Annotated in this window: 23 protein-coding genes, 1 tRNA gene and 2 riboswitches; of the genes, 5 read left to right on the forward strand and 19 right to left on the reverse strand. The window is 43.9% G+C overall.

Going from position 1 to position 21,244, the window contains the following annotated elements:
- Positions 1-85: 85 nt before the first annotated feature.
- The 12 genes from B9A22_RS17920 to B9A22_RS17975 all read right to left on the reverse strand — a co-directional run bounded on the left by B9A22_RS17920 (position 86) and on the right by B9A22_RS17975 (position 9,907).
- Complete coding sequence (locus B9A22_RS17920; RefSeq protein ID WP_084577312.1) at positions 86-487, reverse strand: RDD family protein; 402 nt, start codon at positions 485-487, stop codon at positions 86-88.
- Between the two features lie 98 nt (positions 488-585).
- Positions 586-1,062 (reverse strand): metallophosphoesterase, encoded by a 477-nt coding sequence (locus tag B9A22_RS17925; RefSeq protein WP_084577313.1) that lies wholly within the window; start codon positions 1,060-1,062, stop codon positions 586-588.
- Positions 1,059-1,655, reverse strand: a complete 597-nt coding sequence (locus B9A22_RS17930) for an XTP/dITP diphosphatase (protein WP_084577387.1) — start codon at positions 1,653-1,655, stop codon at positions 1,059-1,061. The genes B9A22_RS17925 and B9A22_RS17930 overlap by 4 nt, the downstream gene beginning before the upstream one ends.
- A 15-nt stretch (positions 1,656-1,670) precedes the next feature.
- Positions 1,671-2,414: a ribonuclease PH gene (gene rph / locus B9A22_RS17935; protein ID WP_084577314.1), complete on the reverse strand. Its 744-nt coding sequence runs from the start codon at positions 2,412-2,414 to the stop codon at positions 1,671-1,673.
- A 29-nt stretch (positions 2,415-2,443) separates the two neighbouring features.
- A complete protein-coding gene (locus B9A22_RS17940) occupies positions 2,444-3,763 on the reverse strand; it encodes a histone deacetylase family protein (RefSeq protein WP_084577315.1) in 1,320 nt (439 codons plus the stop codon).
- On the reverse strand, positions 3,753-5,477 hold the full coding sequence (locus tag B9A22_RS17945; protein ID WP_245824044.1) for a hydantoinase/oxoprolinase family protein: 1,725 nt from the start codon (positions 5,475-5,477) through the stop codon (positions 3,753-3,755). Before B9A22_RS17945 ends, B9A22_RS17940 begins: the two co-directional genes overlap by 11 nt.
- A complete protein-coding gene (locus tag B9A22_RS17950) occupies positions 5,461-6,216 on the reverse strand; it encodes an acyl-CoA dehydratase activase (protein WP_084577317.1) in 756 nt (251 codons plus the stop codon). The genes B9A22_RS17945 and B9A22_RS17950 overlap by 17 nt, the downstream gene beginning before the upstream one ends.
- A 27-nt stretch (positions 6,217-6,243) precedes the next feature.
- On the reverse strand, positions 6,244-7,239 hold the full coding sequence (locus tag B9A22_RS17955) for a 2-hydroxyacyl-CoA dehydratase family protein (RefSeq protein WP_084577318.1): 996 nt from the start codon (positions 7,237-7,239) through the stop codon (positions 6,244-6,246).
- Between the two features lie 72 nt (positions 7,240-7,311).
- Positions 7,312-7,983, reverse strand: a complete 672-nt coding sequence (locus B9A22_RS17960; RefSeq protein ID WP_084577319.1) for a coenzyme F420-0:L-glutamate ligase — start codon at positions 7,981-7,983, stop codon at positions 7,312-7,314.
- A gap of 11 nt (positions 7,984-7,994) precedes the next feature.
- Positions 7,995-8,537 (reverse strand): hypothetical protein, encoded by a 543-nt coding sequence (locus B9A22_RS17965; RefSeq protein ID WP_084577320.1) that lies wholly within the window; start codon positions 8,535-8,537, stop codon positions 7,995-7,997.
- A 45-nt stretch (positions 8,538-8,582) separates the two neighbouring features.
- Entirely contained in the window at positions 8,583-9,413 is an 831-nt protein-coding gene (murI, locus tag B9A22_RS17970; protein WP_084577321.1) for a glutamate racemase, read from the reverse strand.
- Positions 9,414-9,490: 77 nt separating this feature from the next.
- Positions 9,491-9,907: an acyl-CoA thioesterase gene (locus tag B9A22_RS17975; RefSeq protein ID WP_084577322.1), complete on the reverse strand. Its 417-nt coding sequence runs from the start codon at positions 9,905-9,907 to the stop codon at positions 9,491-9,493.
- Between the two features lie 249 nt (positions 9,908-10,156).
- Between B9A22_RS17975 and B9A22_RS26360 the strand changes: the two genes are divergently transcribed.
- The 3 genes from B9A22_RS26360 (at position 10,157) to B9A22_RS17985 (ending at position 10,980) form a co-directional block, all read left to right on the forward strand.
- Positions 10,157-10,291 (forward strand): hypothetical protein, encoded by a 135-nt coding sequence (locus tag B9A22_RS26360; protein ID WP_281252406.1) that lies wholly within the window; start codon positions 10,157-10,159, stop codon positions 10,289-10,291.
- Positions 10,292-10,326: 35 nt separating this feature from the next.
- Entirely contained in the window at positions 10,327-10,560 is a 234-nt protein-coding gene (locus B9A22_RS17980; RefSeq protein ID WP_084577323.1) for a hypothetical protein, read from the forward strand.
- Between the two features lie 135 nt (positions 10,561-10,695).
- On the forward strand, positions 10,696-10,980 hold the full coding sequence (locus B9A22_RS17985) for a DUF2325 domain-containing protein (RefSeq protein ID WP_084577324.1): 285 nt from the start codon (positions 10,696-10,698) through the stop codon (positions 10,978-10,980).
- A 259-nt stretch (positions 10,981-11,239) separates the two neighbouring features.
- Here the strand turns inward: B9A22_RS17985 and B9A22_RS17990 are convergent, their stop codons facing one another.
- The 4 genes from B9A22_RS17990 to B9A22_RS18005 form a co-directional block, all read right to left on the reverse strand.
- The gene (locus B9A22_RS17990; RefSeq protein WP_084577325.1) at positions 11,240-12,259 is read right to left on the reverse strand and encodes an ATP-binding cassette domain-containing protein; all 1,020 of its coding nucleotides are present in this window, start codon (positions 12,257-12,259) and stop codon (positions 11,240-11,242) included.
- 46 nt (positions 12,260-12,305) lie between these two features.
- Positions 12,306-12,992: a GTP-binding protein gene (locus B9A22_RS17995; protein ID WP_084577326.1), complete on the reverse strand. Its 687-nt coding sequence runs from the start codon at positions 12,990-12,992 to the stop codon at positions 12,306-12,308.
- Positions 12,983-14,266, reverse strand: coding sequence for an ABC transporter substrate-binding protein (locus B9A22_RS18000; protein WP_245824045.1), 1,284 nt, complete (start codon positions 14,264-14,266; stop codon positions 12,983-12,985). The genes B9A22_RS17995 and B9A22_RS18000 overlap by 10 nt, the downstream gene beginning before the upstream one ends.
- Before the next feature lie 209 nt (positions 14,267-14,475).
- Positions 14,476-16,719, reverse strand: a complete 2,244-nt coding sequence (locus B9A22_RS18005) for an EAL domain-containing protein (RefSeq protein ID WP_084577328.1) — start codon at positions 16,717-16,719, stop codon at positions 14,476-14,478.
- Positions 16,720-16,827: 108 nt separating this feature from the next.
- Positions 16,828-16,916: riboswitch (cyclic di-GMP riboswitch) on the reverse strand.
- A 200-nt stretch (positions 16,917-17,116) separates the two neighbouring features.
- Positions 17,117-17,203: riboswitch (cyclic di-GMP riboswitch) on the forward strand.
- 141 nt (positions 17,204-17,344) lie between these two features.
- On the opposite strand from B9A22_RS18005, the gene B9A22_RS18010 reads away from it, so the two are divergent.
- Positions 17,345-17,548: a hypothetical protein gene (locus tag B9A22_RS18010; RefSeq protein ID WP_084577329.1), complete on the forward strand. Its 204-nt coding sequence runs from the start codon at positions 17,345-17,347 to the stop codon at positions 17,546-17,548.
- 126 nt (positions 17,549-17,674) lie between these two features.
- Here the strand turns inward: B9A22_RS18010 and B9A22_RS18015 are convergent.
- The 3 genes from B9A22_RS18015 to B9A22_RS18025 form a co-directional block, all read right to left on the reverse strand.
- Positions 17,675-17,749, reverse strand: a tRNA-Arg gene (locus B9A22_RS18015).
- A gap of 104 nt (positions 17,750-17,853) precedes the next feature.
- Positions 17,854-18,243, reverse strand: coding sequence for a zinc ribbon domain-containing protein (locus B9A22_RS18020; RefSeq protein ID WP_084577330.1), 390 nt, complete (start codon positions 18,241-18,243; stop codon positions 17,854-17,856).
- A 103-nt stretch (positions 18,244-18,346) separates the two neighbouring features.
- Positions 18,347-19,681, reverse strand: a complete 1,335-nt coding sequence (locus B9A22_RS18025) for an MFS transporter (RefSeq protein ID WP_084577331.1) — start codon at positions 19,679-19,681, stop codon at positions 18,347-18,349.
- 220 nt (positions 19,682-19,901) lie between these two features.
- Between B9A22_RS18025 and B9A22_RS18030 the strand changes: the two genes are divergently transcribed.
- The gene (locus tag B9A22_RS18030; RefSeq protein WP_084577332.1) at positions 19,902-21,095 is read left to right on the forward strand and encodes an MFS transporter; all 1,194 of its coding nucleotides are present in this window, start codon (positions 19,902-19,904) and stop codon (positions 21,093-21,095) included.
- Positions 21,096-21,244 lie beyond the last annotated feature (149 nt).

Consider the following 21,244-nt stretch of genomic DNA (forward strand, 5'->3'; position numbering starts at 1 on the left):
CGCCTTAACAGCAGATGCTTGTCATACATAAGAGAAACCCTGCAACGCGCATATCATGAAAGAGCGCTGCAGGGTTTTTCTTTGCTTACTTCACCTTAATAACCATGGTATCAGCCACACGGTCTCCTAATCGCTGATTGCGAGCAGATGACCATACTAATATAGCCGCAACTAAATATGCAAACAGTCCGTCAATAATCCGGCAAGCTGTACGAATGGCCGCCGCTGAAAGATCACATGGGGTTCCATCAACCTTCACTACTTTGAGCCCACACAACATTTTGCCAGGAGTTGCACCTTTGTTACTTTCGAAATAGGTATAGTAACAGAAACCTATCAAGAGTGACCAAATATAATAAGAATTACCGGCATGGCCACTGCCAACATTAATTCCAAGTCCAATCGCGATTATACCGCCGATGATGGCTAGGATAATCCCGTCGATAATCGTAGACAACGCACGAATACCAACACCAGCTCCTTCCATTTTTTTCACCTCCTCTGGCTTAGTAATTGGGTTATGTAGTAATATATGCCTGTAATTTCCCGTAAGTGCATAAAGAAAACCCCGCCACGGAGGCGAGGTTAAAGTTCCATAATAATTCCTTCAACAGTACCGTCTTCTCTTATTTCCAAGATGCCGTAGCTCCGGGCAGATCCGCCTCGCGGCGCGCCAGGGCTGCCTGGATTAAACACCAGAATGCCATCATGCCAACTGTTACACGGAACATGGGTGTGCCCAAAAACAACAATACTGGCGCCATATTGCCTTCCCCACCATACCAATTCACTTATGCCGTATTTAACATTATGGCGGTGTCCATGGGTAAGCCAGATTGTTTTACCAGCCAACTCAACATACTCATCAGCCCGCACAGCGTTGGTTCGGTCGCAATTGCCGGCAACACCCGTGAGTGGCAGACCAGTTATTTCAGCCAGTCGCCAACCATCCTGATAATAATCACCGGCATGAAGCCAATGGTCAACCGGACCGGCAGCAGCAATCACTTGTTTTAGAATACCTACGTCGCCATGAGTATCACTGACAACGCCGATTCTCATTTTTCCAGCACCGCTAATTGTTTAGCCATTTCTCTTATTGCCTGGCCCCGGTGACTAATCCTGTTTTTCTCTTCATGTGACATTTCAGCTAGAGTGCAGCCTAGTTCTGGCACCAGGAAGAGTGGATCATAACCGAAGCCCTTATCGCCGCGCGGCTCAGATAGGATAACCCCTTCCACCGTGCCATCAGTAGTTAAGAGTGTTTTTTCTGCATTAGCCAATGCCAGTACACAGCGGAATCTACCTGTGCGTTTCTCTGGCGGTACGCCAATTAAATTGCTAAGAAGTTTCTTATTGTTATCCTCATCACCGGCGTGTTCACCTGCGTATCTGGCCGAATACACTCCTGGTTCGCCTTTTAAATAATCAACTTCGAGTCCTGAGTCGTCAGCCAGGCACAACTTGCCTGTCAAACGTGCATAGAACTCTGCTTTGGAACAGGAGTTTTCAGCAAAGGTGACACCGTTCTCTGTTGCTTCAGGAAAATTCCCTAGCTCCACTAAGGACGTCACTTTATACGGCAGTCCGTTTAGAGCCACCTTGAACTCAGCAACTTTTCCAGCATTTTTAGTGGCGACAACAATCTCTTTTATTGTTTCCTGCACCAATTATCCCTCCCGGCCTACTTTCCATGCCAGTTTTCCGAGTGTTTCCTTTTGAATATCAAGCAGTACTTCAATGCCTTGACCGCCTACGGTCAGCATTTCGTTTAACTGAGCCTGCGTGAAGGTGCCTTTTTCACCAGTTCCCTGGACCTCAACAAATTGACCACTGCCAGTCATGACCAGATTCATGTCAACAACAGCAGTAGAATCTTCGCTATAGCATAAATCGAGGTAAACCCCTTGAGGTAAAACACCTACACTGACAGCCGCTAAGAAGTCTTTGACCGGGAACGGCTTGGGACTATCGCCCCAAATGCTGTTAATGGCATCAACAAGGGCCACAAAAGAGCCGGTAATGGCCGCAGTCCGGGTCCCGCCGTCAGCCTGCAAAACGTCACAATCCAGCCATATTGTTTTTTCTCCGAGCGCCTTAAGGTCAATGACACTGCGTAAGGCCCGGCCGATTAGACGTTGAATTTCGTGAGTGCGGCCAGTCAGTTTACCTCTGGCAGCCTCGCGAACGTTACGACTCTGGGTCGAACGCGGCAATAGTGAATATTCGGCACTTACCCAGCCTTCACCTGACCCTTTTAGGAATGGTGGCACTTTATCTTCAAGCGTTGCAGCACAGATAACTTTGGTATCACCAAATTCAACTAGCACTGAACCTTCGGCATATTTTAAATAATTGCGGGTAATTTTAACTTTCCGCAGCTCATTGGCTGCACGTCCGTCTGCTCTGGTCATAATGGCCTCCTCAAATATAGATATTTTACTTAGACTTGTTCTAGTATATCTTGCTCTTTATCCTGGATTAAATAATGATCATGCTGTCCTGCTTTTTTAGCTTTATGTACAGCATCGCATGCCTGGCTCCGGCACATTGGACAACTATTGCGGGGAATGACAGCAGCAAAAGCTGATTTTACTCCAAATGGATAGCCCTCAGCTTGCGTCGAAACCGTCTGATACCCATGACATTGAGGGCACAGCCGTACTGTTTCACTTTGACATTCTTGTATGCCGCTATCATCATAATAGATGTTTCGCCGGCGTTGCCAGAAGTCTCCTGCCTTAGCCACCGCTTCGTTCCGGAGTTTATCCCTCTCAGCCCAGATGTTTCGCCACTCAGCTATCATCTTAGCAATATACCGGGTATTCTCTGCTGATTGGCGCGGGCAGCGGGCAATATCAGGTTCCACTACCCGGCTGTAATCCAGACCGGCCATGGCGAGGATGATACCTGTATTGACATATGGCAGTGCATCTTCGATTGAGTAACCGCCCTCAAGCACAGCAATGTCGGCTTTTAGCTTTTCTGCTAAACGAGCATAGCCCTGCGCGGTAACGGCCATGTTAGCCAGCGGGTCACTGTAATGATTATCCTGCCCGGCTGAGTTAATAATAATGTCTGGCTTGAAATCTTCAAGCACCGGCAAAACAAAATGATCTAGTACATAATGAAGACCGTCATCGGTTGTGCCAGGAGGCAGAGGAATGTTGACAGTTGAGCATAATGCACCCGGACTGCCGAGTTCAGACATTGCACCAGTCCCCGGATACAGGGTACGGCCATCCTGGTGAAAAGAGATAAACAGTGTATCTGGGTCATGATAGAAAACATCCTGGGTGCCATCACCATGATGGACATCGGTATCAACAATAGCCACCCGGTTAAGCCCGTAGTGGCGGCGGAGATATTCTACCATGACAGCTTCAATATTTATCGTACAAAACCCGCGGGTGCCATGCACAACCCGCATGGCATGATGCCCCGGAGGGCGCACCAGCGCAAAAGCGCTATTTACTTCACGGCGCATCACAGCCTCAGCAGCGGTTATTGCCCCACCGGCTGAAACCAGATGAGCGTCAGTAATGAGTGAAGCGATGTCTGGTACGCCAAGATGAACCCGCCCGGCATCCTGTATCTTAGCCAGCTGTGGCCGATATTCTCTAATATTCGGCAAATCCAGCAGGCCTTCTTCAACAATTTGGTCCCGGGTATAGAGGAGGCGTTCTTCCCGCTCCGGATGTGACGGTGATATAGCCCAGTCAAAAGCTGGGAAAAACACCAGCCCTAATGACTTATTCTGCATTCTCCCGCCTCCATGCATCTACAGGCATAAGCACACCTGGTTTTAACTGTAAGGTACATGTCATAATTTTCCCGATCGTGTTAAAGCCACGGATAACATTGAACTCTTCCTCATACAGCCGCTCACTTTCGTAAGTGCCTTCTTCCATGCCGCCAGCATCCGCCCGTTCAGCAAGATGAGTCTGGGCAGCCGCCCATGCCTCCTGCAGCGTAAACCGCCGTTTATCTATCGGCTGCTTGATTCCTAACTGAGGCACAGTATAAAAGCCCTGCGCCGTATCTGCCCTAAGCGTAATTTCAGTAGTCGGCCTGGCTGAAGCTGCGCCAACGGCATTAGCTACCATATGTCCTGGCGGCACTTGCCACGGCAGTTCCAGCCGTTCAGCTACCAGCGGTGCCAGCCCCATAGCAGCACCACCTACGCCGAGAACGAGTTCTGGTTTGAAAATTTCCCCATACACAATATCTTCGACTTTATATACAGGCCTTGCCGCCTGCTCTGTCAGCATATCACGTATTGCCTGGCACACAGTGCCAGTTGCCGACCGCAGCGTTTCCCAAGCGGCATCTTCGGCCGTTTGGTCCCCAGCAGCTACTCTGACCATAGCCTTTTTGGCCAATTCTAAGTTACCATACTCAATTAGTCCAGCTACGCGCAGCGCATCAGTCAGCGTAGGTTCAGTGCCGCCATTTGCCACCGCAGGCCCGCACCGCATAGGTCCTACAGTCAGGCTGCCATTCTCCCGCCGAACATAGCTGTCACCGCCAATGCCGACTGAACGCAGCCAGAAAGAACGCACCGCTGTAGGGTAGCCGTTCACACTGGCCCCACCTGGGGCAAATAACGGCGCACCATTTTGCCATAAGGCAATGTCGGTGGTAGTACCGCCGATATCTAACGATACTGCCGGTTCTTCCGGATTAGCCAGCGCCATAATGCCGAGTACACTGGCTGCCGGTCCGGTAAAGATGGCCTCTACCGGCCTTAACTTAGCTGCTGCCAGGGAGAGCGTACCGCCATCAGCTTTCAAAATATATACAGGCGCAGTAATCCTCCGCTCAGCAAGCGCCGCTTCAATCGCAGCAGCGAACTTAGTAAATATACGCCATACGGCCGAATTATAGTAGGCTGAATTAGCCCGTCTAAGAAAATTAAGAGAACCTGAAACTTGAGCTCCAAGTGTTATCTGCCTTGGCTCTAAGTACTCCCGAATCCACCCAGCCACTACCTGTTCCTGGGCTGGGTTGCGTATGGCAAACTTGCCAGCTACAGCAGCCACCTGAACGCCTTTTATCTCGCGGCATAAGACAGCAACTTCTTCCTTAACCGGGGCAGCCTGTTCCCTGCCCCTGTGGTCGGTATATCCGGACAAAAAGAAGGGCTGGCCTGGCGTCAGGCCGGTAAGGTTCAGCCCCGGCCCAGGCATCAGCAGCAGCGCTGCTTTGTCGGTTTTCCCTTCAACAAGAGCATTTGTCACAATAGTTGTCGATAATGCCACACGCTTAATCTGTTTTACGTCAATGTTGATAAGCACCTTGTCAATGGCGGTTACAATACCACTGAGCAATTCATGGTGCGTAGTCGGCAGCTTAGCTGAGGCCATAACTTGGCCATCCACAATAACTACAGCATCGGTAAAGGTCCCGCCCACATCAATTCCAAGCAGCAACTCTTTCGCCTCCAAACCGTTTGGCTGGCTAATTGTATACAGCACAGCCTATCGCGCCGTTAAGCTGGGGGTGTTCAGGCACAATAACCTCGATGCCCATTTCCCGGGCAATATACTCTCTGATGGCGCCGCCTAACGCAACACCGCCGGTAAAGATAAGTTTATCACTTTTGAGTGCACTCAGCATAGGTTTTATCCGTTTATAAATAGTGTAATTCACACCGGCTGCCAGCTCAGCAGTGCTGTAGCCTTCGACAATCCGTCCGATAAGCTCAGACTCGCCAAAGATAGCACAGGTAGCACTAAGCTCCACCGGGTTATCACTATAGTCTGCCAGTTCTTCCAGATTGATACCAAGAACAGCTGCCATGTTTTCGAGATACCGCCCAGTACTTGCCGCACACTTGTCATTGGTCTGGAAGTCCACCATTCGACCTTTGCGCACCTTAATGACTTTGCTATCCTGGCCGCCTAAATCAAGCAGTGTAAAATCAGTCAGCCCTGTCTGAAAGATTGCACCAAGCATATGAGCCTTTAATTCAGGAATAATGGTAGCACCGACAATATCGATGGTATTGCGGCCATACCCGGTAGCTGTCAGATGGGCAACCTCAGGAAATCCAAGTGCTGCAAAATCCACAGCCATCCCACCCTCGATCCGCTGGCCATAGTCCCGGTAAAACTTGGCTGTCTCGTATACCTTAGCCGCCTTAAGCTGTTTGGTATCGGCATCCATGACTACCAGTTTTACACTGCGACTGCCTAAATCTATGCCACACCGCATAGTCTTCCTCCTTCACCAAGTCCAGTGTTAACGCAGCATTTCCAAGAAACTGTCAATCCGCAGTTTGGTCCTGGCGTCAACCTTACCTGGCTTATCACCCTCAACTGTCAAAATAGGTATATCCAGCTTCTGGCGCAAGATAAGGTCTTCAATCTGCCGGAAACAAAAACTTTGTACATAATGAACAATTCCGTCCAGATTACGTCGCTCAATCTCAGCCTGAATATCTTTAATCCGGCCAAATACGCCATAAGGGTATGTATACAATTGATATTGTTTTACAATGTCATCAGTGACAAACGGCATAGCAAACTGCCGCTGCACCTCGTTATACACGACTCTGGCCCCCATTGTTTCCAAATAGGGATACAGATCGGTAAAAATAGGAGGCACGCCAATATATCCGAGCTTTAGGTCATCGGCATATTCACGGGCATTCCCGGCCTGCTCAAGAAACTTATCTACATCTTTCGAAAAAACCTCGACATCACTGTTAAAATCACTGCAGCATACCTGATATAAATGGTTATCAAGACCGCTTACCGTGTTTTCCTGCCAGGTAAGCCAGTCAATCTCAGCAACCTTAAGACGCAGTTTATCTAACTGACGTTTAACAGTATTGACAGCTTCCCAGTTTGTCCCCAGTGTGGTCATTAGTTTTTCCATTTGAAGCTTCAATAAGTCATAGTCACGGTCAAAGGGGTAGGCAAAAGGAATCGTCTCAACCCCTGCCAGTTCGTAGGTTTCCATGAGCGCATGTGTGTTGCTGCAATCACCTTGGGTAACGGCAATGACTTTGTCAATACCGCCAAAACTCTCATTAAGCTCTTTATTAACCACTACCGAGTACAATCCCTTTATCCACCCGCAAATATTCCGGGGATAACCGGCTTCTTCGGCGGTTTCCACCATGCGCCCGGCTTCCGGACTGGTAATAAATATATTGTTAAGATCAACAGGAACATGCCCTGCTGCCAGAATAATCTCAACCGGCACAGTTGTCGTAATGCCGATGCGGGCCATAACAATCACGCCTCCTAGATATTTAAAACAGAGGATAGTCTCCCTACCCTCTGTTTTTAGAAAAAAGTTTAGTTATTGAGCGGCTGCTTTTTGTACAGCTAAACCATAGTTTTTGATAATAACAATCGGGGTCTTCTGACTTGCATTGCCAAAAGGATTATCAATCAGTATCTGCGCTATTTCCTTGGGATTAAGTCCGTGGGTTACGCCTAGTACTGCCGCCCGCTTGAGGTCGTTGACATCAGCTACAACAGCGCCATAACAGCCCAGTCGCTCTTTAATCGCTTGGGCCACGCCATTTGGATCAGCCGGTCCGTACACCAGATGTTTATCAAAAGGTGGCATAGTACCGGTAACATCATCAATCAGCGCTGCCTGCTCACCAGCCAATTCATAAAACAGACCATTCCTGCCTACTAGCTTACCTAACATTCCAACAAACATAGCCCAGGCTACCCGCCCGCTGCCCTCGGCATTCATCGCAGACTGCATACCGTAAACACTGGATAAACTGCCTTTTTGCGGGACAAACCGGCAAAGTATCTGAGCTAACAATGACGGGGTCAATTCTTCAGGCCGAACAACGCGTCCCTGAGTAATCGCCACAACACTCTCAGCAACTGACACCACATCATTAGGACCAATATCATCTTTAGCATATCGCTCGATAGCATCTACAATATTATCTTTATCAGTAAGAATCCGGGTACGCACCGGTCTTAACTCTAATGCCTGCTCTGTCATATGTATTCCCCCTATCTGGCTGCAGCTTGCTGGCCAGCGGCAAGAGCCTTATGTATTTCACTGGCTGTCATAACCAGCCTGTTTTTATCGATATACCAGGGACTGCGGGCTACTACCTGAAAAACAATGTCAATTGGCATATCAACCATGTCTTTAAGTGCAGCAGCAATATCACCGTTTTTTGCTGTGAATTTGACTGTCAAAATAATAGATCCGCCAGTATTCTTAGGAACAATATATGCCTCCCAATAGCCGTCATTGCGATCAGCGCTATCAAGCGTCAGACGCGCATCGGTGTCTACAGCGTCAAACTGTTCATAAGGCAAAAAGTGGCGAGGAAAAACATCCATGAGAGTACCATCCTGTGTGCCATTATTGATAAATGGCACTACGGTCCGAAAGGTCGCAGCATCTTTGGTTATCTCGGCAAGAGTAAAATCAGTACGTTGGTCAACAATAAATTGGAAATGAGCATCTCCCTGGTTGACAATATACAGCCATATACCAACAGCTGCGCCTACCACAAGAATAAGTAAAACAGCTAAAAATTCCACACTACTGCCTCCGTATCTGGGTATCGACACCCGAAACCCTATAAATTATACTTTTGTACAATAATCTTGTAAGTTAACTAACTCAAACTTAGGAGCCAACTCCCGCGTCCTCGGGAAATCTATGGCACAAGCCGCCACTCGCTCTGCCCTCGGTAGATCTGCGGAAAAGCATATTCGTGATTTTCCTTGCGCACGCGTAGACAACTTGTCATGATGAGCAAGTGTAGTCCGCGCCTCGGCTGCCGTTTCTCTGGCAGGATCAACAAGGACAACATCTGGCCCCATGATATCCCGGATGAGCGGACTAATAAACGGGTAATGGGTGCAACCTAATATTAATGCATCAATATCGCTGTCTTTGAGCGGCTTGAGATACTCCCAAGCTGCTGCTTCAATCTCAGGACCGAATAGTTTCTCCTGCTCAATGAGCGGCACAAACTTCTGACAGGCCTGGGGAAAAACGACTGCAGATGGGTCCTCAGCCTTAATGGCCTTGGCGTGCTTCCCGCTGTTGATGGTGGCCTCGGTGGCAATAACACCGATCCGCTTACTTCGACTGGCATGAAGCGCGGCGCTAGCGCCATTGTTCACCCCGATTAACAAAAACGGAAACTCTGTCTTTGCCTGTTCCAGGCCAAGAGCTGTCATAGTATTGCAGGCCGTTATCGCCATTTTGACTTTTTGCTCAGAAAAGAAGGTCAGTATCTCGTGCAGGAACCGCAAAATTTCGGCTGGCGGTCGGGAGCCATAAGGGGTACGGGCAGTATCGCCAAAATATATAATATCTTCGCCTGGCAGTAAGCTTAAGACCTCTTTGACAACCGTAAGCCCGCCCAGTCCGGAATCAAAAATCCCGATTGGCGCATTATCTCCCATGACGCCACCTCCTATCAATTTATTCTCTCTTGGCGCCATATATAATATGCAAAAGGCAAACTTGCTGCCAAGCTTGTCTAGTAACAGTTCGCATTAGATAGCGGGCTGCTTAATTTGGAAAAATAGTTGTCAGGCAAACGAATAATTTTCCCCTGCTTATTAGTAAATGCATTTTGCGTACGTCCAGTAGCCAGAAGAACGCCATCATGCTCCCGCAATACCCTGTAAGTAAAAACCATCTTTACCTTTGATACTTCAGTCAGGACAGCTTCAATCAGAATATAGTCATCAAACTTAGCTGACATACGGTACTTACAATCAACATCGGTAATCGGAAATACAATATCCTCAGCCATTAGATCATTGAGAAGAACCCCGACCTGCCGCAAATACTCCACTCTGGCCATCTCAAACCAACGAAAGTAATTGGAATGGTGCACCACCCCCATCATATCGGTTTCAACAAATCTTACTTTTTCTCGTACTGTAATCATATCAGCCTATCCTATTCCCAATATTTGTTCAATATAAAGAAAGCACGGCTTGCGCCGAGCCTTTGGCGAAAGCGGAAGTCGATGCTGCCCTTATCCAGACGGAAAGTTATACTTTCTAACAGGATGAAAAAAAGCACGCTATCAGCATGCTGGTAGAAGAATTCACTTATATATTGTACTTTTATTGGGCATTTTTGTCAATGCCGGATTAGTCTCTAGTTGGGTAAACTAATACCGGAGGTGAAGATCATGGCAATTATAAAACAAGATATTAAACATGGTTTTGATTCGAAAAAAGTCACATTTGGTGACCCCAATATTATTTCCAATCGTACCAGCGAGCGAGACAAAAACGTGCAAACCAAACCATTACGGCCGAAATAATGGTTAACCAACACTCTGTTTAAAGGAGCAAAGTTATGACAACATACCGAGTTATTATTGACGGCCAGGAAAAAAGGGAGCATATAGTAGCAAGCAACTATGCAGATGCCTATTTTGATGTTGCCAGCACTATGCCATTGACCTACCAAACTGATGTTAAGCTGGTACCGGTTGAAGAAGGTGATGGTATTCATTCCGTTCACCAGCACTTACATGACATTCCTGGTGTAAAACAAAACCAGAACGTTTACGATTCCTTATCAGAATAGCAACTATTGGTGGCCATGGCTTTTCCTAAGAGTGGGAAAAGCCATGGCCACCTTTACCAAATCTACTTGACGCAGAACAGCTAATCCTATATAATTCTAATTGAGAATAATATTCATTTGCAAAGAGGTGATTAAATGTCAGTATTTATTGTAGGCGCCGATGTTCTGGGCAATATACCATCTAATCTAACGAAAGCAGGCGTGAAGTCCTTACAGCATTTTAAAGGACGCAAACGGGTTACTGAAGACATCCAAATACCCCCTAACACTGATCTGGTCTTAGTCATTACCGATTACATATCTCATAACATCGCCGAGATCATCAGACGTAAAGCCAAAGAAGCCTGTCTACCGGTTGTCTTCTCAAAGCGCTCCTGGAGCCACTTACAAGAAAAAATACAGCCTTATATCTCAAAATAGACTTATCCAAGAAGAAACCCCTTGCCAAATTTAGCAAGGGGCTATGAATTGGAATGTATGTTAAACGAAAGGAGAAGAGAGAATAGCATTGCTGCCTTTCTTACCTCAATATTACAATAGTCGCCAAAACTTGTCAATAACAATTATCTGCAAGTATTGTTTGTTTTTAAATTATTTGTCATACTCTTTAGAATAAAAGACTAGATAAATCTTAGGGCTTATCTAGTCTTTTTTATTTTGGCGCGCCCGACAGAAATCATCAGATTGTTTCCTCCAATTCGCCTAAAATATTATCAATGCGTCCACCACTGCGTAATATTTCCCGAATTGACAGCATTTTTTGATCTATTTTAGTCAATGTGATTAGATTTTCCCGTTCTTTCTCAGACGTTTCAATAACCCTACTGATACCACCATTTTTTATAACAATTCGTTTATCCCCCATTAATGCCAATATGGGGTCATGGGTTGCCATTAATACTATTTTTTGTTTATCAATCAATAGCCTTAGGGCATTTTGGCGATCAATACCCGCATTTTCTATTTCATCAATCAATACAATAGGTGATGAACTTAGGTAGGCCGTATCGGCAATCATCAAAGCCCGGGACTGACCTCCACTTAGTGATGTGACAGGTGTGTCTGGGGTAAATTGTTCCCCTGCTAATTCATTTGCTTTTGCGATAATATTACTGGTTACTTCTTCGATATTCTCTAGCATCCTACTCTCCGCGTGCATACTAACAAATTCTTCTACTGTTAGATCCATAATAAAATTCATATTTTGGGAAAGCTGGGCCACTAGCTTATGCTCAACAGAAAACCGGCATTTCAGATCAGGGAGCTGTCCGTTTATCAGTATTTTGCGATTCGTAGGTGTATCTTTTTGTGCCACCCACTCAATATCTGCCAGTAATCTGCTCTTACCGGAACCAGTAGGTCCTACAATGCAGACAATTTCCCCAGCATGTATCGTCAATTCTATGTCTTCCGCTGTGCCACGCTTATCGTTACCGCCAACGATAGTAATCGATTCAATTTTGATCTTTTCCTCTTGTAATTTTTCCATTTGCAGCATAAAAACAAGAAACTGGTCAAGCAACTCTTGGCGTCCTATCCCTAAATCCTGTAGAGTATCTTCCTCTATCGCAGCAAAAAATTCCCTAACAAAACACTCCTCACTTTGCTGAAGATTCGGTAGTGACAAGAAAAAATCCAGCGCATACGGATAAGAATTAAACAATTGCTTTAATGTCATTACAGCCAGATTATCCCACATGGCACTCCCACCTTCCTATACATAACAGCGCGATGATATTATCAATTTAGCCAAGATCCATTTTGCGAACATTTCCCATTTGGAAATCTTGCCCTATACGGGTTTGTCCCAAACAGTAAGAACAGGTAGCAGCCGGCATCGAAAACCTTAACTGATAATCGGTCAGACGCTCCAAGCTCTGAGCAGTTTTAAATAATTGACCAACCTCCCTAGCTCCTTGACCAGTAATACCATTGACATGAACAATCATGGCACCTGGATTTGCCTGCTTCACCCGAAAGGCGAACACCTCTCGTTCAGCCTGGGAAACGATATCGCCTTTCGTTATAATGACAATATCGGCTAGTTTCAGCATAGGTCCGACTTTTCTCGGGGTATTGACCCCGCTCAAATTGTCAATAACACATACTGCCATGACATTACGAATATGAGGAGAACACCGATTACATAAACCTGCACTCTCACTAATTAACATATCTAAATTGTTTTTTTGCGCCCAGGCTAGACAATCCTGAACATTGCTCACAAAAAAATGATCTGGACAAAGATTTCCCGACAGACCAATCTTTACCTCGATACCTTTTTTTTGATATAGAACCTGATCCTGGGTAGACAAACAATCAAACTTTACCACACCCACATTGAGTTTATCTTCCTGAAGAGCTTCGATAATCTTTAATAGTACTGAGGTTTTACCTGCCGAAGGCGGTCCGGCAACAGTAATTAACTGCATCCTTCTTTTCCTCCAGCACGATATACACTCATAAATGTATCATTCATTGTATTCACTAGATATTCAATATCATTGTTTTTAATAAAATCCCAGCCTAGCCATTTTAACCTTACATGTTCAGGAAGATTCACCTTCACCTCAGCATGGACTGCTGGAAAATAAGCATCTGCACAAATACGGGCAATTTGGGAACCTGTCAGATAATCTGCTAATTCATGCAGTTCTTGCATTTTATCAGCTTTTATCAACACAGAAACAGGATATGCTAAAATACCTTCTTCCGGCCAAACTATCGTTATATGTTCAGACTCTTTCATTGTTTTGTAAAAGAAGTAGGGCATAATATGGATGGGCGGCACATCCTTACGGTTACTGGTAAGCTCTTTTACCATTTGTGCCGGATGGAGCCCACACTTTACTGATCGTCCTAATTGCTCCACTCCCACTACTCCAAAATCTTTATAATAGTTAAGCTGTACCACATCACAGAAAATGTCACCATGCCCACGCATCACTACTTTTTTTTCATATTCAGGTCTTAATAAATCGCCCCACGTCTGGGGCATCGGAATGCTTCCTAAGCGATTTTTATCTACTACCATGACTAGAACATTTGCCCCAATAACAGTAAAATGTCCATCTGGATCGATCATTCCAGCCTCAGCAAAATGAGAATTCACCGGGCGATTGATCACGTCAGCAAAAACTCCTTTGGTAACAAATCGCTCCATGAAATTTTTATAAAAGAAACTATATCCCACAGTCATGATGATATCTGGGATTTCATCTGGCCCTTCAAAATGCTCTAAATAATCTTCGTAATCGAGATGCTCGTTAAAGAAGGATTCGATACAATAATTTAGCGGGAGATTTTTTTCTTCCCGCAAATAATCCAGAAAAAGCTTTAATTCACTCTGCATGGGAACTTTTAACGGACAAGGTAGCAAGGACAGCATATTCAAATGTTCTGAGCTATTATCAAGTACTGTAGTCTCTAGGTTTTTGTATCGCTCTTTTTCCGCAATTTTTTCTTCCAATAACACTATAAATGATCCCAGATTTATTCCCTTACTCTTTAAAGCAGTTTTCAATTTTAAAACCACACCCAATTGCTTTATGACTGTATCGTCAGCAAAAATAGAGAAGCCATTATTAATGAATACCTCTCGCGTTTCAGGGTAAGTCGTAATAATTTCAGCAATTGTCATAGTAGGTTGTATCAATTCCATACTTTTCCCTCCCTCAATAATATTCCCAGCATTTTTATCAACCATTATTTCTAATCATAGCTAGTTTAATTCGCTAAAAATAAAAACCGACTTGAAGCGTATAAATACACCTCAGCCGGTACGTCATTGTACACAAAAGTATTTATTAGAATTATATCTTTTCATTATACATAGATATTATATTGCCTTCAATACATTTATTGCATAATTAGGTTTACCCTCTCAATAAACTCCCTGATGTTATTTTTGTGAACTCATGTAAGTTTATCATCTATAGGAAATATATATGGCGCAGGCTTTCCAATATAATAACCTTGAAACTCGTCTATACCAATATTTCTTGCAGCATTATAGATATCTTCTGAACTAACAAATTCGGCTATTGTTTTTATATTAAGCTGCTTTGCAAAGTGGACGATGGTCTTGACAATAGCCAATGCTGATGGACTGTCAACAATCTCCTTAATGAGCGAACCATCGATTTTTAAATAATCTGCCCCCATTGTAAGGATATAGGCAAAATTAGAATAACCACTGCCAAAATCATCAATAGCAATCTTGGCATTGTATTTTTGTACTTCCTTAACAAACAAGGAAAGTTCAAAAGGATCTTCAAATTCTTCTGATTCCACGAATTCAAAAGTTACTCGATTAGCCAAATTGGAGGTCGAAAGTAATTTTATAATTAAAGTTTTTACTTTAGCATCTGAAATATCAGCAGCACTCAAATTAATAGAAAAGTCAATGCTTTTATTAGAAAAATATATAAAAGCCTTTTTTATAATGACTTCTGTCAAGCGTGGATAAAGCCTGGTCTTTTTTATAATTGACAAAAAGCAACTTGGCAAAATCACAGTTCCATCTCTAGAGAGCATTCGAACAAGGACTTCATATTTAGTAGGCATGCTACTAACCAGGTTCATGATCGGTTGATAATAAAGGATAATACGGTCTTCCCTAATAGCATCTTGTACTTCTTGAACCCAAAATAAGTTATTTTGATAATCCTTCTTTATTGGCAATTCATCATTATAGACTTGAATCCGAAGATTATGCTGCCGCGCATACTGCAATGCCATCTGTGCCTTTTCCAGTGGATTATCAGATGTCAAAGCAATGCCAAAAGTCACGAAAGGATGATGTACTTGTCCGAGAATTTCAAAATCTGTTTTCTCAATACCCTCATATGCAGAAACAGCCCATTCATTTAACAAAACTCCCTGACTATCTCCTAAGACAGCATATTCATCTCCCGCCAGTCGGTAAATAGTATAACTATAAGGTTTCGCCAATTCCACAATCTTTTTAGCAACATCTCGTATTAAACTGTCTCCAGCCTGGTACCCATAAAACTCATTTATTGCGCGAAAATTTTCCACATTAATAATGACTAAGCAAGGATTTTTCATCTGTCCTAAGTCGTGTAAAAGCTGAAATCGGTTGGGTAATGCAGTAAGATAATCCGTATATAACATGTTTTGCAATTCTATATTTATTAATTGTAACGACTGCAGTAGCTTTTCATTCTCCATTAAGGAAAGTCCTTGCCTAATGCCGATCATAATGATACAAAACAATACGCCAATTGATAATGAATTAATTTCACCTAATTCCCAAGATAATATCACAAGTAAAACGACTACAAATATATATGAAATAGAAAGGGGAAATAAATCTGAGGTTAAATTTCCCGCTATGGCTGTTCCTTTCTTGATCGCTACATTATCCAGATGAACAATAGCAGCTAAGGCAAGAGACAATCTGCCTATACCCCATAATAGATAAACCCAGCTGACTAAATAATCCGCTTGGATTACGATGAAATATAAATACGCTATATCAGAAATGATAAATAATGTATAGGACAGTAAAAATAAATTAAGAACTGATTTACTAAACCATATAGAACTGGAATAAAATTTTATAATTCCATTTATAATCCCGAGATAAACAATTAGATATGCTAAATAGATTGGAAAAGATGCTGGCAACGCATAAGAATAAAAATCGAAATAACTCGTTAAATATCTACTACTTATACTGTAGATAATAACTACGAGCAGTATAATATCAACTACCAATTTAAAGCATGTATAGACTCCTCTTCTTCGCCAGACAATTGAAATAAATGCTGCAATAGTTAAAATCAGTGAAAGAGAATAAAGTAGATCAACACAACAATTCGGCGGAGGAATGTTAAGTATATATTGAGAATAACCTAATATCAGCTCTCCACAAATAAAACTAATATATCCTAAAAATAAAAGAGCCCAAAATGGCTTATCTGATGTAGTGTTTTTATAAGTCCGATACAATGAAAAGTTAACACTCAATGTGCTTACAAAAAGCAGCACTGCAATCCCTGATTCCTTAACCTTCTCATTCCCTTGAGAAAAAATAATCCATAAAAAAAATATAACAATATAAAAAATTATAAATGCAAATAACGATTTATTTCCTACTTCGAATATCCCTTGTCGCCTATCCTCTAGATTCATCGAATTCCTCCGTTCATATTCTCTGAAGACGCAACCGTGAGATGTATTGAATGAATATAAAACAAAAGACTAGGTCTCGTCGCCTAGTCTAAACAGTTTTAGAACAAAACAGGCAACCTGGCAATCATAGATACACTTGTATCCTTAGACCCATAGCTTTGTGCCCTTACCTTTCGATAAGTTTACCAAAATATTCATCTTGTTGTTGATATATTACATTTATTTACCAAATTCGTCAATAAATACTCTATAAGTTTTTTTATTCCATTTAAAATAAGACTTACGTCCTATAAATTAGGGACTTTAGGTTCGAAAAACAGCTTGACAACAAATGAAAAAAATGTACAATTTAGTCATAGTATAGATCATACTAAGTAACACATTTATATTCGCTGAAAAGAATATTGGGCAAACTTACCGAAAGGTAAGGACGCAAAGCTATGGGTCTAAGGACAGAATTGTCTACGACTGCCAGGTTGCCGCTTCGATTACAAACTGTAATTTATCAGCACCTGTCTGCCTAAAGACTGGTGCTCTATTTTTATTTTCTGTAAAAATAGAGTGAAAACAGGGTTTAAATATCTAGATAATGATATTTTTAAATAAAACGAAGAGGATGGGACTTGTGGAAACTCAAACAATGTTAATAGGTATTTTGACACTTGGGACTATGCTCTTGACGTATTTGTTTATGAAATCTGATGATAAGTCTCTGTTTGGAAAACTTCCTGCACATGTGGAAATAACAGGCTTTAGTATCAAAAATGGCCTTTCAGATACTAAAAACAAATATTATATAGAACGATTTAGAGATTCTTCCAAAAGGTGATACTGGCTTTTTTAGTATCTTTTTAATCTAGCAACTCATAGCAACCCTCTATAGAAAACTCACAGGAGTTTGCCAACCGACAGCAAAAAGCCTTCTTAGAATTTCTAAGAAGGCTTTAGTTTCCTATGGTGCGCCCGGCAGGAATCGAACCTGCGCTTTCGGCTCCGGAGGCCGACGCTCTATCCCCTGAGCTACGGGCGCGTTATGTTGTCTTAACCACGAATACGATTATAACATACCCAGCGTATCGTGTCCAATAAAATCAACATATTTTTTCTTGTATGTTTTTACAACTACTAAGAAAGCTATTTGACGTCAGTCGGAGTCTGGCAATACGGGCATAGTCTCCATTCGCGGTTGAGCTCTTTTCCGCACGAAGCGCATGTTGGTTTTAGAGCAAACCCACAATAGGGACATGCCTTAAAATCTTCTTTAACATTACTAGCGCACATAGGACACTTGATGGTCTCTCCCACAGGCGTGGCTTCAACATCAATAATATCCTCATTGCGGCGCGGCTTCATAGATGGCTTGCGCCCGAACAACAGGTACAATGGCAAAAATACAACGAGCGCAGCCATCGTTCCAATTGACCACAGCAATGCTATCCCCAAGTCATGGCCCCGCCCCCTGGCGTCATTATATACCCAATAGGCAGCAAGCGCCGCAATCAGCAGGCCAAAAGTTGTCATCATAAAGCAGTCCCTCCACAGCAGCAGCATTATGCGTAAAATTATATCATGCTGCAGTAAAACTGGCAAAAAAAAACTAGGACGCATCAGCCGTCCTAGTTTACTGCTAACTGCTTATCTCATCCAGTGCTTTGCCTTTGGTCTCTTCACCAAACAGCCAAACGGCAACTGCTACCACCATCATAACACCGGTAAACATCGTAAACACCTGAGCAAATCCTTGAGGCCCGGTAATCATATATCCAACAATGGTAGGGGCTAGTATCCCTCCAAACCGGCCAACTGCCGCCGCCCAGCCTGAGCCAAAGGCCCGAATCCGAGTTGGATAGAGTTCCGGAGTATAGGTATAAACAACACCCCAAGCCCCCAGATTAAAGAACGACATTAGGCTCCCCCAAAGAAGCACGATTTCGGCACTGCCGCCTTGACCGAAAAAGTATGCACTCACTGCACTCAATGCCAAATACATAGCCAGCGTTGATCTCCGCCCAATACGATCGACCAAATACGCGGCACTGAAATAGCCTGGCAATTGGGCCAATGTCATAATTAATACATACTCAAATGTTTTGATGACCGTATGGCCCTGCTTGACCATGAGCGACGGCAGCCAGGTAAAGATACCATAGTATGAATAGACAATACCAAACCAAATTAACCAAAGTATCATTGTCCGTTTAGCAAATTGAGCTGTCCACAGCTCCTTAAAAGCCAATTTCTGCGCGGGTGAATTTGGCACTATAGCTTTAGCGTTTGCAACCGGCTGAGCAGCCGGTTCAATTCCTGCTTCTCGTTCAATTCTTGAAACGATCTCCAGAGCCTCAGCTTGACGACCTTTATGGATAAGATAACGTATTGATTCAGGAACCCCCATCCTAATAAAAAAAACGTAGAGTGCAGGGAGTGCACCGATAAAAAATGCCATCTGCCAGCCAAACCGAGGGATCACTAGGTAGGAAATGAGGGCAGCAGCCAGCCAGCCAAATGCCCAGAAGCTCTCCAGTAAGACAATGAAGCGGCCCCGACTGGCAGGCGGTGAATACTCTGCCATGAGAGTTACGGCTACCGGCAGCTCGCCACCTAGGCCAAAGCCGACTAAAAATCTAAACACAAGTAGTGATTCATAATTCCAGGCCAAGCCGCATAGCCCAGTCGCTATACTGTAGATCATCAGCGTAACGGCGAATACCGCCTTCCGGCCAAACTTATCGGCTGCCGAACCAGCCAGTACGGCGCCAACCGCCATCCCCAATAGGCCAATACTGCCAATAAAGCCAATCTGAGTGGCAGATAAGCCCCATTCTTTTGCTAATACCGGCAATACAAATGCAATAATACCAGTATCCATAGCGTCAAATAGCCAACCAAACCCGGTCAATAGTAACAACTTATAATGAAAGCGGTTCACCGGGATCTGTTCCAAACGACTGATAATCGCCAATTCCTCAACCCCTTTTTGTCTTTACACCTGTCTTGTCACTACTTTGTATTATAGCCGGCTTGTATTAAAATGGCAACAACTTTTTAAATCATGCAATAAACAAGCTATACCGGCCCATATGCAAGCACAGGGCTGAAAATAGGCCGCCAGCCTGGTTGATATTCCTGGCTTATGAGCCTATTATTAATGAATAACCTATTTACTACAAAGGAGCAACATTATGGAACAGCATCAGAATAAAGAACGCCTTTTGACTAAACCACTGGCGCTTCTAACTTTTGGGCATTTAATTACCGATGTCGGCCAAGGTGCTCTGCCAGTGTTACTGCCGTTTCTAAAAACGGCTTTTAACCTTACCTATACCCAAATCGGAGTCGTTGTCCTTGTACAAAACCTGACATCCTCAGTGATTCAGCCGCTATTCGGCTATCTCACCGACCGTGTCTCGCTGCCCTGGCTTATTCCAGCCAGTGTGCTGCTCGCAGGGATTGGGACAGCTATCATTGGTATTATGACTTCTTACTATACCTTACTGGCTGCTGTAGTTGTCGGCGGCTTAGGCATAGCCTGTTTCCATCCCCAGGCTTCCAAATCAGCTCACCTTGTCAGCAGCGCTGCAACTAAAGGGCGTAGCATGGGTCTGTTCTCTGTCGGCGGCAATCTTGGACTGGCTATTGGCTCAATTGCCATGTCATTTGCCCTCAACTCACCAGGAGTATTAACAAATACACTGTACTTTATCATTCCTGGATTGATTATGGCACTGCTGCTATACCGCAACCTGCAGGATATATCGCCTACAGAAACTGCTCCCCAGTCAGCCGCCGCTTCGCATGCAGGAATTACCAATGGTCAATCTCTCAATTATGGCCTGCTTGCTATTCTTTTAGGATTTGTATTTATCCGATCAAGCATTCATACCGGATTGACCACCTATATCCCCCTATACTATATCGACTATTTATCAGGTAGTCCGGTATATGCCAGTTATCTTTTAGCCGTATTCCTGCTTGCCGGAGTTGTAGGCACATATACCGGCGCGTCTCTAAGTGACCGCTTTGGCCGTAAAACGGTTATTATGGGCTCTATACTCTCCACACTGCCCCTGATTGGCCTATTCCAGTACACCACCGGCCTGGCAACGTTGATTGTACTTGCATTAACAGGGCTTTCCCTCATCTCCTCGTTCGCTACCACGGTTGTCCTGGCACAAGAAATGATGCCCGGCTATGTCGGCATGGCTTCTGGCCTGACGATTGGCTTTAGTATCGGCCTTGGCGGCGTCGGCGCTACTATCTTGGGCTATGTTGCTGACCATTTCGGGGTTCCCAGTGTATTTACTGTTTTATCCGTATTGCCAATCGCCGGGGTAGTTCTCGCTTCATTTTTGCCCGGAAAACTATTTAAGCGCTAGAAAAACGCAGAGAAGAAGCTGTCGGTAAACAAACCGGCAGCTTCTTCTATTTTGCATTTTTTCCCAATATTGTTTTGTTTTTATTAAAAAACATGGCAGGTAAGTTAATATATATTGTCAAATATTATAATTATTTGCATTAATTGGCA

Source organism: Sporomusa malonica, assembly GCF_900176355.1.
Taxonomy (GTDB): domain Bacteria; phylum Bacillota; class Negativicutes; order Sporomusales; family Sporomusaceae; genus Sporomusa; species Sporomusa malonica.